General features: G+C 70.2%; 10 protein-coding genes. 6 read left to right on the top strand and 4 right to left on the bottom strand.

All coding sequences use genetic code 11. The features are described from left to right. Window positions 1-10 precede the first annotated feature (10 nt). Window positions 11-1318, top strand: coding sequence for a M20 family metallopeptidase (locus VFZ70_18340; protein HEX6257775.1), 1308 nt, complete (start codon window positions 11-13; stop codon window positions 1316-1318). Window positions 1319-1617: 299 nt separating this feature from the next. Then, window positions 1618-2640 (top strand): serine/threonine-protein kinase, encoded by a 1023-nt coding sequence (locus VFZ70_18335; protein ID HEX6257774.1) that lies wholly within the window; start codon window positions 1618-1620, stop codon window positions 2638-2640. Window positions 2641-2730: 90 nt separating this feature from the next. Here the strand turns inward: VFZ70_18335 and VFZ70_18330 are convergent, their stop codons facing one another. Then, window positions 2731-4716 (bottom strand): ABC transporter ATP-binding protein, encoded by a 1986-nt coding sequence (locus VFZ70_18330; GenBank protein ID HEX6257773.1) that lies wholly within the window; start codon window positions 4714-4716, stop codon window positions 2731-2733. 161 nt (window positions 4717-4877) lie between these two features. On the opposite strand from VFZ70_18330, the gene VFZ70_18325 reads away from it, so the two are divergent. Next, a complete protein-coding gene (locus VFZ70_18325) occupies window positions 4878-5531 on the top strand; it encodes a hemolysin III family protein (GenBank protein ID HEX6257772.1) in 654 nt (217 codons plus the stop codon). Here the strand turns inward: VFZ70_18325 and VFZ70_18320 are convergent. Further along, window positions 5513-6172, bottom strand: coding sequence for a TrmH family RNA methyltransferase (locus tag VFZ70_18320; GenBank protein ID HEX6257771.1), 660 nt, complete (start codon window positions 6170-6172; stop codon window positions 5513-5515). The two genes, VFZ70_18325 and VFZ70_18320, sit on opposite strands and share 19 nt — an antisense overlap. A gap of 221 nt (window positions 6173-6393) precedes the next feature. Between VFZ70_18320 and VFZ70_18315 the strand changes: the two genes are divergently transcribed. Further along, complete coding sequence (locus VFZ70_18315; GenBank protein ID HEX6257770.1) at window positions 6394-10044, top strand: multifunctional oxoglutarate decarboxylase/oxoglutarate dehydrogenase thiamine pyrophosphate-binding subunit/dihydrolipoyllysine-residue succinyltransferase subunit; 3651 nt, start codon at window positions 6394-6396, stop codon at window positions 10042-10044. Window positions 10045-10074: 30 nt separating this feature from the next. Here the strand turns inward: VFZ70_18315 and VFZ70_18310 are convergent, their stop codons facing one another. Continuing rightward, window positions 10075-11907 carry a substrate-binding domain-containing protein gene (locus tag VFZ70_18310; protein ID HEX6257769.1) on the bottom strand — a complete coding sequence of 611 codons (1833 nt, stop codon included), beginning with the start codon at window positions 11905-11907 and terminating at the stop codon, window positions 10075-10077. 254 nt (window positions 11908-12161) lie between these two features. Between VFZ70_18310 and VFZ70_18305 the strand changes: the two genes are divergently transcribed. Together VFZ70_18305 and VFZ70_18300 are read left to right on the top strand one after the other, a co-directional pair. Beyond that, on the top strand, window positions 12162-13445 hold the full coding sequence (locus VFZ70_18305; GenBank protein HEX6257768.1) for a M18 family aminopeptidase: 1284 nt from the start codon (window positions 12162-12164) through the stop codon (window positions 13443-13445). 143 nt (window positions 13446-13588) lie between these two features. Beyond that, window positions 13589-14803 carry an AI-2E family transporter gene (locus VFZ70_18300; protein HEX6257767.1) on the top strand — a complete coding sequence of 405 codons (1215 nt, stop codon included), beginning with the start codon at window positions 13589-13591 and terminating at the stop codon, window positions 14801-14803. On the opposite strand, the gene VFZ70_18295 is transcribed toward VFZ70_18300, so the two are convergent. After that, a complete protein-coding gene (locus VFZ70_18295; GenBank protein HEX6257766.1) occupies window positions 14776-15687 on the bottom strand; it encodes an RDD family protein in 912 nt (303 codons plus the stop codon). The two genes, VFZ70_18300 and VFZ70_18295, sit on opposite strands and share 28 nt — an antisense overlap. Window positions 15688-15709: the final 22 nt, after the last annotated feature.

Here is a 15709-nt window from a genome sequence, read left to right as displayed (position 1 = left end):
GCTGCTCCGCATGCAGCCGCCCGAGCGCCCCTATCCCGGCTACCTCGAACGGATCGCAGATCGCATCCGCCGCGCCGATCCACCGCCGATCACCTCTGACCACGAGGGCGCGGCACCGCAGATCGGTGACCGCATCGCCGAGCTCGTCGACGGGATGCGCGGGACGCTGCTCGAGCTGTCACACGACGTGCACGCCAACCCGGAGCTCGGCTTCGCCGAGCGGGGCGCGGTGGATGCCGTCAGCCGAACACTTGCCGGACACGGCGTCGAGGCAGAGGGCGGCGGATGGGGGCTCGACACCGCGCTGCGCGCGACCACCGGCGAGGGCGAGCCCACGATCGCGCTGATCGCGGAGTACGACGCGCTGCCCGAGATCGGGCACGCGTGTGGGCACAACGTCATCTGCGCCGCAGCCGTCGGCGCCTTCCTCGCCCTGCACCGCCTCGGCGACGAGTGCCCGGGGACGGTGGAGCTGATCGGGACGCCGGCCGAGGAGGGCGGTGGCGGCAAGGAGCTGATCGCCCGTGCCGGAGGCTTCGACGGCGTGACGGCCGCGCTGATGGTGCACCCGTTCGGGATGGACGTCGCCGACCACCCGTGGCTGGGTGTCCGCCAGGTCGAGGTGACCTACCACGGCCTGTCGGCGCACGCGTCGATGATGCCCTTCCTCGGTCGCAACGCCCTGGACGCCGCCGTGCTCGCCTACACCGGTGTCGGGCAGCTGCGCCAGCACATGCTCTCCGACGACCGCGTCCACGGGATCATCACCGACGGCGGCCAGGCACCCAACATCGTCCCGGAACGCGCGACGGCGCGCTTCTACGTGCGCTCCGCGGAGCCCGAGACCCTCATGACGCTGGCCGACCGGGTCGACGACGTGCTGCGGTCGGCGGCCACCGCGACAGGCACGACGGCGGAGGTGACATGGGACCCGTGCCCGGTGTACCTGCCGGTCCGCACCAACCACCCGTTGGCGGCGCGGTACGCCGTGAACCTGGTGGACCGTGGCAGACAGGTGCTGCCGCGGGGTGTCGCGCCGACCTCGCTGGCCGCGTCCACCGACATGGGCAACATCTCGGTGCGCGTGCCGTCCATCCACCCGCTGCTGGCGGTCGCGCCGGCCGACGTCACCATCCACACCGCCCAGTTCGCCGAGTGGGCCGCGTCCGAGCGCGCCGACGACGCAACGGTCGACGCCGCGATCGGCCTCGCGCGCACGGCCGCGGACATCTGCGTCGACGCCGATCTGCGCGCCGGGATGACCAGCGACTTCGACGCGGAAGGCGGCGTGATGGACGTCCTCGGACTGCTGTCGTAGCTGGTCATCCGGATATTTGACGTGCATGATCGACTGATTGTGGGCACAATGTCGCCGCTGGCGCTTCCCCGCCACCGCAGCTCGTGCTACACGGAACCGTGCGACACCTGGCACGAACTGGCCCACGCCGAGCACTGCAGTCGATGACCGACGAGCACGGCAAGCCAAGGAGTTGTTCACGTTGAATGGCGTCGCTTGACAGCGCGCGACCACACACCGCCGACCCCGCCGCGGGATGCATCCCACGGCTGAGGTCTCGGCCGCGTCGTTCACAGTGAGCCGTCCCGGGGAGGTTGCGCATGCCTGAGACCATCGCAGGCAGATATGCGTTGCTCACCAACATCGGCGCAGGCGGAAGCGCAGATGTGTGGCAGGCGAGGGACACCGTGCTGCAGCGGGACGTGGCGATCAAGCGCTTCGCCCGCGGGCACGAGATGGACGAGAACATGACGCGCGAGCTCGGCGCCCTGTCGAGCCTCGATCATCCGGGGATCGTCCGGCTGTATGACGCGGGGGTCGAGGACGAACGACCCTATCTCGTCGTCGAGCTGGTCTGCGGTCCGACCCTCCGCGAACGGCTGACCTACGGCCCGCTGACGCTGGAGCAGGCGCGCATCCTCGGGCGCGACATCGCCGAGGCGCTGGCCCACGCCCACGAGCACAACCTCGTGCACCAGGACGTCACGCCCACGAACATCCTGCTCGACGACGAGGACGGCCGGGCCAGACTGACCGACTTCGGCATCTGCACGCCACCACGCATCGATGCCGAGGCCGACACGTCACTGGTGACCACCTCGGGCTACACCGCCGTCGAGCAACTGCTGGGCGGGCCCATCTGCCCCGCCGCCGACGTGCACGCGCTGGGACTCGTGCTGCTCGAGGCGCTCACCGGTCACAAGGAGTTCGACGGCTCGCCGCTGGCTGCGGCCGTGGCACGGGTGCGTCGTCAGCCGACGATCCCGACCGACCTGCCCTCCCCCTGGCCGCAGCTGCTGTCGGCGATGACGGCACGGGATCCGGCCAAGCGGCCGAGCGCCGCGACGGTCGCCGCCTACCTCGACGCGTACCAGGCGATGGAGCTCCCGCCGCTCGAGCACACGGCCGACGAACAACAGCAGCAGGCCGACGACGACCAGGGCGCAGGGCTCGGCGGCTTCGTGCGCCGGCATCCACGCATCTCGGTGACGGTCGCCGCGGCCATCGCGGGATTCGTCGTGTCGTGGCCGATCGCGGCCATGTCGGAGCCACCGCAGGCCGAGATCACGCCAGGCGTCATGGCGTCCGAGATCCCCCCCGACCAGGCGGACGACGCGAATTAGGGTCGGTCTCCAGGACCGGTCGTGCACCGAGGGTGCAGCGGCGAGCGCGCGGCCCACGGCGCCGTCCTACAGCCTCGCCGACGGGTGCGCTCAGCGGTCGGCGTCGGCCAGCACGCGGCCGGACGGCAGGATCACGCCGTCGGCGCAGCGCGCCTCGACCTCGCCACCGCTGAACTGCTCCTCGTACAGTTGCGCGTAACGCCCTCCGCGAGCCAGCAACTCGGTGTGGGTGCCCTGCTCGACCAGCACACCGTCGACGAGCACGAAGATTACGTCGGCCGCCAGGATCGTCGACAGCCGGTGTGCGATGGCGAGCGTCGTCCGCTGGGCCATCAGCGGCTCGAGCGCCTGCTGGACCAGTCGCTCACTCGTCGTGTCGAGCGCCGAGGTCGCCTCGTCGAGGATCAGGATCTTCGGATCCGCAAGGATCACGCGTGCGATCGACAGGCGCTGCTTCTCGCCGCCGGACATGCGGTAGCCGCGTTCGCCGACCACCGTGTCGTACCCGTCGGCGAAGCGCATGATCGTGTCGTGGATGTTCGCCGCGCGGGCCGCCGCGATCAGTTCGTCGTCGGTCGCGTCCGGGTTCGCGTAGCGGAGGTTCTCGCGGACCGAGGCGTGGAACAGGTACGTGTCCTGGGTCACCATGCCGATCAGGCCTGCCAGCGACGCCAGCGTGACGTCGCGCACGTCGGTCCCGTCGACGGTCACGTGCCCGCGGGTGACGTCGTACAGCCGAGGGATCAGGTACGACGTGGTCGTCTTGCCCGATCCCGAGGGACCGACGAGCGCGGCCAGCTGTCCTGGCTGCACGCGCAGGCTCAGATCCCGCAGCACCCACGGGTCGGTCGGCGCCTGCCCACCCGCCTGACCGTCCTGCGTCCCGGCCTGACCGTCGCCGGCCACGCGCTGGCCGGTCGGCACGCCCGGTTGTGCGTCCGGCGCCTCGACGGCGACGCGTGGCGCCGCGGGGTAGCGGAACCACACCCGGTCGAAGCGCACGTCACCGGTCACCGCATCCGCGTCGAGCGCCACCGCGTCCTCACGGTCGACGATCTGCGGCTCCAGATCCAGGTACTCGAAGATCCGGCCGAACAGGGCGAACGACGTCTGCACCTCGACCGAGACCTGCAGCAGGCGGATCAACGGGAACAGCACACGGCTCTGCAGGGTCGTGAACGCCACGACCGTGCCGGGTGTCAGCGTCCCGGCGCTGCCCGACAGCGTGACCCCGGCCAGCACGAGGCCCGTGACGAGGTAGATGATGGCCGGCAGCAGCGAGAAGAACGAACGCACGACGGCGAAGAACCACTGCCCCGTCATCGTCTGACTGACCTGCAGATCCGCCTGCCGGGCGTTCTCCGCCCGGTAGCGCGCGATCTCGGCGGCCTGGCGGTTGAAGATCTTCGACAGCAGCATGCCCGAGATCGACAGCGACTCCTCGGTGATCGCCGTCATCTCGGCCAGCGAGGACTGCGTGTCCGAGGCCACGGCACGTCGCGCGCGGCCGACGCGCAGCTGCAGGTAGATGAACAACGGCAGCAGCACCAGTGACACGACCGTCAGCTGCCACGACAGCACGAACATCGTGACGAGCGCGCCCGCGACGATCACGATGTTGGACAGCACGGTCGATGCCGTGTCGGTGACGACGGTCTGCACGCCCCCGACGTCGTTGCCGAGCCGCGACTGGATCTGCCCGGTCCGCGTCGCCGTGAAGAATGCCAGGTCCATACCCTGCAGGTGCGCGAACAGGCGGTCGCGCAACTCCTGCATCACGCGATTGCCCAGCCGGTTGGCGATCAACGTCTGCCAGACGCCCAGCACGGCCGACGTCAGCGTGACCGTCGCCATCGCCGCCACCAGAGTGACCAGCAGACCGAGGTACGGGCCGCCGTCGACGAACAGCGCGCGGTCGAAGATCCACTTGGTCAGGATGGGGTTGACCAGCTCCATCGCCCCGGTGATGACGATGAGCACCGCGACCAGGGCGGCCTGCGCGCGGTGGGGTGCGAACAACCGGACGACCCGGCGCAGGGTTGCGCGGCGGTCGAGTTCGGTGTCTCGGGCGGGCACGTCACAAGCCTATGGCCGGAGGTGGACGATGGCGTCGGGTCCGACACCTCCGGCACCATCCCGATCGGGCGCTTGAACTCTCGGGCAGCCGTGTCAGACTCTCATTGGCCGGCCCGGACCGAGCCCGGGGTCGGCAGGCCTACGGATCGGGAGGCGTCCCTTTGTCGACGTACGTGCTGCACCGACCACGCCTGCGGGGCTGGCTGCACGCGATGGCCGTACCGGTCGCCCTCGTCGGGGCGGCGGTGCTGTGGCAGTCCGGCACGCACCTCGACACCGCCGGCAGGATCGCCGTCATGGTGTTCGGCGCGAGCATGGTGGGGCTGTACGTCGTCAGCTCGCTGTACCACGTGCCGTCGTGGAATGCGCGCGCCCGGCGGATCCTCTCGCGATGCGACGGCGCGATGATCCAGATCATGATCGCGGGGACCTTCACACCGATCGCGTTCCACACGCTGTCCGGGACGTGGCGGACCGTGAGCCTGGTGATCGCATGGGTGGTCGCGGCCACCGGCGCCGGCTTCGCCCTGTCACCGATGGAGCCGCCGCGCTGGCTCGGCACCGTGGCGGCAGCGTCGACCGGCTGGCTGCTCGTCGTGCCGCTGGTCAAGATCATGACGGTCCTGCCGTGGCAGGCCACCGGGCTGATCGTGCTCGGTGGCGTGCTGTACACGATCGGCGCCGTGATCTACGGCATGCGCCGCCCCAATCCGATCCCTGGCTGGTTCGGGTTCCACGAGGTGTTCCACGTCTTCGTGGTCGCCGCCTCGACCGCCCACTACCTGGCGATCTGGCGCTACATCCTGCCGCCCTGATCGTCGGCGGCGGGACCGCCCGTGTGCCGCCGTATCCACTCGTACATCGCGATGCCCGACGCGACCCCGGCATTGATCGACCGGGTGGAGCCGAACTGGGGGATCGACACCACGGTGCTGACGGCGTCGCGGGCCGCGGCTGACAGCCCCGGACCCTCCTGACCGAACAGCAGCACGCACGCCACCGGAATGTGCGCGGTGCGCAGGTCGACGGCTCCCGGCAGGTTGTCGATCCCGATCAGCGGGAGGCGTTGCGCGCCGGCCCAGGCCGCGAGCGCGTCGACATCGGCGTGGTGGCGCACGTGCTGGTACCGCTCGGTGACCATCGCTCCGCGACGGTTCCACCGGCGTCGCCCCACGATGTGGACCGCCGCCGCCAGGAACGCGTTCGCGTTGCGTACGACGGCGCCGATGTTGCGATCGTTCTGCCAGTTCTCCACAGCGACATGGAACGGGTGACGACGGCGGTCGAGATCAGCGACGATCGCCTCGACCCTCCAGTAGCGGTAGTCGTCGATCACGTTGCGGCGGTCGCCGTCGGCGAGCAGTCCGGGATCCAGGCGGGGGTCGTCGGGCCACGGCGTCGGGTGCGGCCCGACGCCGACGGGCGTGCTGGCGGACGGGTCCTCGGGCGGCACCATGGCCCGCATCGTAGGAGGACGACGGCGTCCTCGGCACACACGGCCACCGCCGTCGATCACACCGATGAGGGCCCACGCCGACGGGATGCCACAGAGGCCGTTCTGGATACCATCGGACCACGGGTCGACAACGACGCGTAACGGTTGTGCGCTGCGCGGTCGAACACCTCTGCGAACGGGAACGATGTCGACGACCGCGAGCACGATCGGTGGAGCGCCCAATGGCGGACAGGCAGCAGTTCGGAGCCAACCTCTGGCTCGTCGACGAGATGTATCAGCAGTACCTCGAGCAGCCGGAGTCGGTGAGCGACACCTGGCAGGAGTTCTTCAGCGACTACCGGCCGGCATGGGAGCCCCGCGAGGGTCGTGCGGCGCGCGACGGCGCTGCTGAAGGCCGCTACGACGGGCGGAGCGGGCTCGCGACGTCCGGCGGGAAGGCGCGGCCGTCCACCGCGGACGACACCGCCTCGTCGAGCGGGACCGACGACGGCGCGGCCGCGGTGCCCGACGATGCGTCGCCGTTGCGCGGTGTGGCGTCGACCATCGCCGAGAACATGAGCGAGAGCCTCTCGGTGCCCACCGCCACGTCGATCCGCGTGGTCCCCGCCAAGCTGCTCGAGGTCAACCGCAAGATCATCAACAACCAGTTGCGGCGGACCCGTGGCGGCAAGGTCAGCTTCACGCATCTGATCGGCTGGGCGATGGTGCAGGGGATGCGCCAGATGCCGGCCATGACATCCAGCTACCACGAGGACGCCGACGGCAAGGGCTACGTCCGACGACCGGACCAGATCAACCTGGGTCTGGCGATGGACCTCGAGCGCAAGGACGGCTCGCGGACCCTGCTCGTGCCGAACATCAAGGACGTCGGGACCCTGGATTTCGGCGGGTTCTTCCGTACGTACGAGGAGGTCGTGCGCAAGGTCCGGCGCAACGAGCTGTCGATGGAGCTGTTCGCGGACACGACGGCGACGCTGACCAACCCGGGCACCGTCGGCACGGTCGGCAGCGTGCCGCGGTTGATGTCGGGTCAGAGCATGATCCTCGGGGTCGGCGCGATCGGCCACCCCAGCGAGTACCAGGCCACCGACCCGCGCACACTGGCCGAGCTGGGCGTCGGCAAGGTCGTCACGTTGACGTCGACCTACGACCACCGCGTGATCCAGGGGGCCGAGTCCGGCCTGTTCCTGTCGTACATCGAGGAGCTGCTGCTCGGTGAGCACAAGTTCTACGACGAGATCTTCACGAGCCTGCGGATCCCCTACGAGCCGGCGCGATGGCGCACCGACGACAACCCCCGGGTCGCCGACCGCGGACACGACAACCTCGGCGCCAAGCAGATCGCGGTGCAGCAGCTGATCAACATGTACCGCGTGCGCGGGCACCTGATCGCCAACCTCAACCCGCTGATGCACGACTTCCAGCGCCTGCACCCGGAGCTGGACATCCTGACCTACGGGCTGACGATCTGGGACCTCGACCGCGAGTACCTGACCGGCCTGCCCGCCGGTGAACCACTGATGCGCCTGGGCGACCTGCTGGGTCTGCTGCGCGACGCCTACTGCCGGACCATCGGCATCGAGTACATGCACATCCAGGAGCCCGAGCAGAAGGCCTGGATCCAGGAGCGGGTCGAGGGTGTGTCGACCGAGCTCGACGTCGCCGGACAGCGTCACATCCTGGGCCGGTTGAACAACGCGGAAGCCTTCGAGAAGTTCCTCCACACCAAGTTCCTGGGACAGAAGCGGTTCTCGCTCGAGGGTGCCGAGTCGGTCATCCCCATGCTCGACGCGCTGTTCTCCGCCGCGGCCGACGTCGGGATCGGCGACGCGGTGATGGGCATGGCCCACCGTGGGCGGCTCAACGTGCTGACCAACATCCTGGGCAAGAGCTACGAGAAGATCTTCACCGAGTTCGAGGGTCACATCGATCCCGACACCGTGCAGGGCTCCGGCGACGTCAAGTACCACATGGGGACGCGGGGCCGGCACACGTCGCCGGCGGGCAACACCATCGATGTCTTCCTGTCGGGCAACCCGAGCCACCTCGAGGCCGTGGACCCCGTGGTCGTCGGCATGGCCCGCGCCAAGCTCGACGTGCTCGGGCACCACGACCAGTACCCGGTGCTACCCGTGCTCGTCCACGGTGACGCCGCGTTCGCCGGCCAGGGCGTGGTGTTCGAGACCATGTCGATGAGCCAGCTGCGTGGCTACCGGGTCGGCGGGACGGTGCACATCATCGTCAACAACCAGCTGGGCTTCACCACCGCACCCCACCAGAGCAGGTCCAGCCAGTACGCCACCGACGTGGCCAAGACCGTGCAGGCACCGATCTTCCACGTCAACGGGGACGACCCCGAGGCGTGCGTGCGTGTCATCCGGCTGGCGTTCGAGTTCCGCCAGGCGTTCGGCAAGGACGTCGTGGTCGACATGGTGTGCTACCGCCGTCACGGCCACAACGAGAGCGACGAGCCCAGCTACACGCAGCCGATCATGTACGAGGCCATCGAGAACCGGCGCAGCGTCCGCAAGCTGTACACCGAGGAACTGGTGACGCGCGGTGACCTCACGCTGGACGAGGCCGAGGAGGCGCTCGAGGACTTCCGCGCCCAGCTGGACACCGCGCTCGAGGAGACGCGCGAGTCCGCACCGCATGCGCCGGAGGTCTCGCTCGAGGTCGACGTGGACGGCGTGCTGCCGCACGTCGACACCGGTGTCGACAGGGAGCGCCTCGATCACATCGCCCGCACGATCACCTCGTGGCCGGACGACTTCTCCGCACACCCCAAGCTGGGCAGGCAACTGGAGAAGCGCCGCGACCTGCTCGACCGTGACGCGGTCGACTGGGCGATGGCCGAGGCGCTGGCGTTCGGGTCGCTGCTGATGGAGGGCACGCCGGTGCGCATGACCGGGCAGGACTCGCGGCGCGGCACCTTCAGCCAGCGACACGCCGTGCTGATCGACCACGAGACCGCGGCCGAGTACGTGCCGCTCGCGCACCTGTCGGACGATCAGGCGACCCTGAAGATCTACGACTCGCCGCTCAACGAGTTCGCCGCGCTCGGCTTCGAGTACGGCTATTCGGTCACGCGCAACGACACGCTGGTGATCTGGGAGGCACAGTTCGGCGACTTCGTCAACGGCGCACAGGTGATCATCGACCAGTTCATCACCGCCGCCCGGGACAAGTGGGGGCAGACCAGCGGGCTGGTGATGTTCCTCCCGCACGGTTACGAGGGGCAGGGTCCCGAGCACTCGTCGGCCCACATCGAGCGGTTCCTGCAGGCCGCGGCAGAGGACAACATCCAGATCGCCCAGCCGAGCACGGCCGCGCAGTTGTTCCACCTCTTGCGCCGCCAGATGCACCGCGACGTGCGCAGACCGCTCATCGTGTTCACGCCGAAGGGGATGCTGCGGGCCAGGCCGGCGACCAGCCCGGCCAAGGACTTCCTCGAAGGCAGCTTCGCGGAGGTGCTCGACGACGCCGACGCGCCCGAGGACGTGGGACGCGTCGTCCTGTGCTCGGGCAAGCTCGCGCACCAGCTGCGCGCCGAACGCACGTCCCGTGAGGCGCCGGCGGCCGTCGTGCGGGTCGAGCAGTTGTACCCGTGGCCGGCCGGGCAGCTCGCCGAGATCCTCGACCGCTACGACGCGCGCGAGGTGGTGTGGGTGCAGGACGAACCCGAGAACATGGGTCCGTGGCCGTTCGTCCAGGCGCGCCTGCACGAGCTCGTCAGCGACGCGGGCGGAGCAGCGCGCGTGCTGACGCACCGCACGCGCGCCGAGAGCGCGAGCCCGGCCGCCGGCGGCTCCCAGATCCACAAGCAGGAGGAGCAGCTGCTGCTGGACGCCGCATTCGCCGACCTGGACTAGCGAGCGGCGTCCAGCAACTGGGCGAAAGCGTCAGCGGCGGAGGGCCTCGATGAAGAGTCGGTCGAGCCTGGCCACCTGCGGTGACGAGATGACCCGTCCACCGACGACCTCGCTGATGTCGGCGAGCTTGTCCAGGTCGGGTCCCTCCCCGTATGCGATCGACACGACGTCGATCGGCTGACCGGGCTTGCCCATCGACTGCAACCGCCGCAGCATCTGCTCGTGGCCGATGCTGTTGTCATCGTCGTTGCGCCCGTCGGTGAGCAGCACGATGGTGTGCTGCGAACCCGGTTCGTACCGTCGCCGCATCGACCGGTACGCCGCGACCACCGTGTCGTTGAGTGCCGTGTCGTTCTCGGGGTCGAGCGCATCGAGCTCGTCGACGATCACGCGCTTGCGCTGGCGGCCGTCCACGATCTCGTTGAGCGGCCCCGGCGCCGCGAGCTCGCGATAGTCGCCGCCGTGCTGACCGCCCGGCAGGTCGGTCGAGAACTCCCACAGGCCGACGTCACTGCCGTTCGGGATGACGTCGAGGCTGCGCTGCGCCGCGCGCACGGTGGCTTCCAACCGCGTCTTCCTGCCGTCCGCGACCAGCACGTTCATCGAGCCGGACACGTCGACCAGGAACAGCGTGCGGCTGAAGCGCGGGACGGTCACCCACGACGAGCGCAGCTTGCGGAACGAATCGACGTCCGGCAGATCTCCCGGTGGCTCCGCGGCGATCTGATCCATCGCGCGCATGCAGTCCTCGTCGCGCAGGACGTCGCTGGCCTCGTTGTCACGGGTGCGGAACCCGGCGTCTGTGAACATCTTCACGCCGGCGTCGCTGAGGAGGTAGTCGCCGAACTCGTCGGCGACCTGCAGCACGTCGTTGCTCACCCACGACGTGTTGAGCAGCACGTAGGGATAGTTGGACTCCATCGCGATGTCGTCGCGGCCACTGTCGGGGTACATCGCCACGAGCTCGGGCAGCTCGGAGGACGCGCTCGGAGGACTCACGGAGCTCTCCGACGGCTCGTCGGGCGCAGGTGCACCACTCTGGTTGAAGCGCCAGACCTCGCGCTCCTCCAGCGGCGTCGCCGACAACGCGCTGAGGGGCGCGTCCGCCGAGGCGTATCGCTCGAGCGTCTCGACCGAGCTCGCGTCGATGTTCGACAGGACGCGTTGCACCCGGAACAGGCTGAGCGGCGTCGCCGACTGGGAACGCGAACCGCCGTTTGCGGCATCGAGCGCCAGCAGCGCCTGCAGCCCGGTGGTCGTGTAGCGGGGATCGGTCATCTCGAGTCGGAACGAACCCCACTCGCGCTTGCCGTACTCGCTCCACCCCGCGTCGGAATCGGCGAGGTCGAAGAACTGCTTCCAGTTCAACCGCTCGTCCGGCCAGCCGAGCTCCTCGGCCATCGGTCGAGGCACCGCGAGCACCGTGGGCGACCGCGCGAGCACCGTGGGATCGTCCGGGAGGATCGTCGGGTCGTCGAGCTGGAGTCGAGCCAGCTCCGTCCACAGCGTCGACTGCGGGATCCAGACGTCCGGCCGTGGGCCGTGCGTGTCCGAGCGCCATCCGTTGATCAGTCGGCCCACGACCGCCGACGAGCTGACCGGTCGGACCCTGATCGGGATGCAGTCCCGCCCGGAGGCGCGCAGGTCGGCCGTGTAGCCGTCGGCCAGCTCCCGGACGATCGGCACGACGGCGTCGTCGGCCGCGATGTCGATTGTCTCGTTGCCGGCGTCGCAGTCGGCCGCGACCTCGGATGGTTCGTCCTTCGGTGTCGGTTCGTCCCCCGTGATCACGTTGCCCAGCCCGACACCCAGTGCCATGCCGGTCAACAGGATGAGGACAGCGACGCCGGCCTTCGGCCACACGCCGACGAATCCTCGGGACCCCTCTCGCGATGATGACAAAGCTACGCCCGCCATAGTAGATACGCCGTCGCGCAACGGCCCCCAACGGTACCCCACCGCGCACCCTGCGCAGCGGCCCGTCCCAAACGGCTCGCGCGATCCGGCCGGTTTGCGAATGGGCATGGACTCTACAAACCGAATCGGCGACCCGCGAATCGGCGACCCGCGATGTGGGGACGACCGCCGTGACCGGCTCCGTTCTATCCTGCTCCGTCATGGATCCAGCCGATGACCTGTTGGCCTTCATCGCCGCCGCGCCGTCGCCCTACCACGCGGTCGCCGAGATGGCCCGCCGCCTCGACCGTGCAGGCTTCGCCCCGCTGTCCGAGACCACGCCGTGGAACCTCGCGCCCGGCGACCGACGGTACGTGGTCCGCGACGGCGGCAGCCTGATCGCCCTGCGCGTGGGTGGCCAACCCCTCGCCGACGCCGGCGTGCGACTGATCGGCACCCACACCGACAGCCCGACGTTGAAGGTCCGGCCGATCGAGGACGTCAGGCGTCACGGGTACGCGCAGGTGGGCGTCGAACCGTACGGCGGACTGCTCGCCCACACCTGGCTGGACCGCGACCTGACGCTTGCCGGGCGCCTGGCGGTGCTCGACGACGACGGCGTCGTGTCGACCCGACTCGTGCACCTCGAGCGTCCCGTCCTGCGGGTGCCCTCACTGGCGATCCATCTGTTTCGCGAGTTGCGCGACACCGGCCTGCGCCTCGACCCACAGAAGCACCTGGTGCCGGTGCTCGGTCCCCCCAGCGCGCCCGCGCTGCGCAGCGTCGTCGCGGAGTCCGCCGGCGTCGACGCCGACGCCGTGGTCGGTCACGACCTGGTGACCGCCGACACCCAGCCGCCGGCCCGGGGCGGGATCGACGGCACCGCGATCCACGCGCCGCGGCTGGACAACCTGGCGTCGTGCCACGCGGCGCTGTTGGCGCTGTGCAACGCCGACGACGGGGATGCGACGCAGGTGCTCGTGGCCAACGACCACGAGGAGGTCGGGAGCACGACCGCCGAGGGCGCGCGCGGGTCGTTCCTCGACGACACGATCATGCGCCTCGTCCAGGTCGTCGACGGACCGGATCCACAGGCGCGGGCGCGCGCGCTCGCGCGATCCCTGCTGGTGTCGTGCGACATGGCCCACGCGGTGCACCCCAACTACGCGGACCGCCACGAGACCGAGCACCGGCCCCGCCTCGGAGGCGGTCCCGTGATCAAGCTCAACGCCAACCAGTCGTACGCCTCCGACGCTGGGTCGATCGGCTGGTTCACGGCCCGGGCGCGCGACGTCGGCGTCGACGTCCAGCACTTCGTCGTGCGCGCCGACCTGCCCTGCGGCTCGACGATCGGACCGCTGACCGCGGCGCGCCTGGGCGTGCAGACCGTCGACGTGGGCAACCCGATGCTGTCGATGCACTCGTGCCGCGAGCAGGCGAGCACAGCGGACGTCGCCCCGCTCGTCCGCGTGCTCGGCGCACACCTCGAGGCGTCGGTGCCCTAGGCTGCACCGACAGTGCGTGCCGCACGTGACCGCGTAGCGGTCGGGGTGGCTGCGCGTGGACCGCACGGCGGTGGGGGTACGTTGCAGCGGTCCAAACGCCGCCGACCCGTGACGGCGACCGACCCGACGGGGAGATCGAAGCCGTGCAGTTCCGACGACGCGAGCGCACCGCTGCCGCCGGTCGTGAGGCCGACGGAGACGTGGTCGACGCCGACCACGGTCCCGATGGCGGTGACGAGGCCGAGCAGGACGGGAACGCCGCCGGCAGGGGTGGCGACGCGGTGCACCGTCGGTCGAGGTCGCGCGAGACCCCCGTCCCATTGAGCCAACGCGCGACCGTCCGCGTCGGCGCGTACGCGTGGGCGGTCGTCGGCGTGGTGGTCGTCCTGATCATCCTCGGGCAGATCATCGGCCGCGTGTCTATCGTCGCGATCCCCCTCGTCCTCGCGTTGTTCCCGGCCGCGGTGCTGACGCCGCTGGCGGACCGGCTGAAGGAACGCGGGATGCGCGATGCGCTCGTCGCGACGCTGCTGGTGGTCGGCACGGTGCTGGTGATCAGCGGCATCATCACGGTGCTCGTGCCCGTGGTGGCCGATCAGATCGATGACATCACGGAGGATTTCCGCGAAGGCGTCGACGAGCTGCGCAACTACCTCGCGCGCGGCCCGTTCGGGCTCGACCCGTTCGACCTCGACGAGCTCATCGATCGTGCCCGCGAGCAGGTGCAGTCGGCCGACGTGGTCAGCTCCGGCACCGTCGGCAGCGTGGCGGGTCAGGCCGGCCGGTTCCTGGCAGGGCTCATCGCGTTCATCATCGCCCTGTTCTTCTACCTGAAGGACGGACCGGCCCTCGCCGCCTGGCTACGCCGCCTGTTCCCGTCCGGCGCGCGCGACGACGCGTCCGCCATCGGTGGGCTGGTGTGGACGACCATCGGCTCATACTTCCGCGGGCAGCTGCTCGTGGCGTTGATCGACGCGGTCGGCATCACGATCGGCCTGCTCGTGCTCCGTGTGCCGCTCGCACTGCCGATCGGCGTCCTCGTCCTGTTCGGCAGCCTGTTCCCGGTCGTCGGTGCCTTCGTCAGCGGGCTGCTGGCCGTGCTGGTCGCGCTGGCCACGCAGGGGTTGGTCACCGCGCTGATCGTGCTGGCCATCGTGCTCGGCGTGCAGCAGCTCGAGGGCAACCTGCTGCAACCGCTCATCCTCGGCCGCGCGACACAACTGCACCCCCTGGCGGTCGTCGCGGCGCTGCTCGCAGGTGGTTCGCTGCTCGGCATCCTGGGCGCGTTCATCGCGGTCCCGGTCGCCGCCAGCGCCTGGCGGGCGATCTCCTACCTGCGGTGGGGATCGGTGGCCTGACCCACGCCTGCACGCAGGCGTGTCGTCGTGTCGAGGAGCACGGCGAGGCGGGCTGACTCGGGCAGCCGCAGCCAGTCCCGCGCGCGGCCGTGATCGGCGACCAGCGCCGTGAGGTGGCGGAGCCGCCCCTGCCCCAGGTCGTCGAGCGCCGCATGGGCGTCGATCACCGCCACGAGCACATCGCGGTGGTCGGGATGGCGGGGTGCGAGCGCCGCCAGCAGCAGACAGAAGGCGCGGTCACGGATGTCGTCCGGGTCATCGCTGCGCCGCCACGATGGTGCGGCGACGTCGAGGCGTGAGCCGGTCTGCTGGGCGATCGCGCGCAACCAGCCGGCCATCGCCGCGTCCGGGGCACCGGCGCGGATCGCCGTCTCCGTCGCGTCGGCGGGCGCAGCGGCGTCGCTGCGTCCACCGGGATCGTCCCCGGCGGGCTCGAGCTCCGCGCTGCTGACCACCACGGTCCCCGCGACCCGGTCGTGCGGGCCGCGCCGCTCCGGTCCCGCCAGCAGCGACGGCCGCACGGCGAGCGCGACGGCGACAGCGGCACGGACACACGAACGGATCGCGGCCGCCCGCCGGCCCGGCAGTCCACCTCCGACGTCACGGACCTCGATCCCCATGACGCGTCGACCCGCCGTGCCGCCCCAGGCCGCGATGCTCAACGCGTCATACGCCAGCCAGCCGACCAGCACGACCACCGCCCACACCAGCGCCCGGGGCGCCCACGGCCGGGGCGCCGTCCCGAGCTCTCCGGACTCGACCAGCCAGATCACGCCGCCCATCCAGACGACCCAGAAGATCGCGGCGTCGATCACGAAGGCGACCGCCCGGTCGGACACGCCCGCGATCGCGAACAGCGTCCAGCGCGCCTTCCTGGTCCTCATCCGACGCTCCGACCGGGAAAGG

The sequence above is a fragment of the Euzebyales bacterium genome (assembly GCA_036374135.1).
Classification (GTDB): Bacteria; Actinomycetota; Nitriliruptoria; order Euzebyales; family JAHELV01; genus JAHELV01.
Note: the sequence above shows the minus strand (reverse complement) of the source record. Positions and strands in the feature narration are given on the sequence as shown.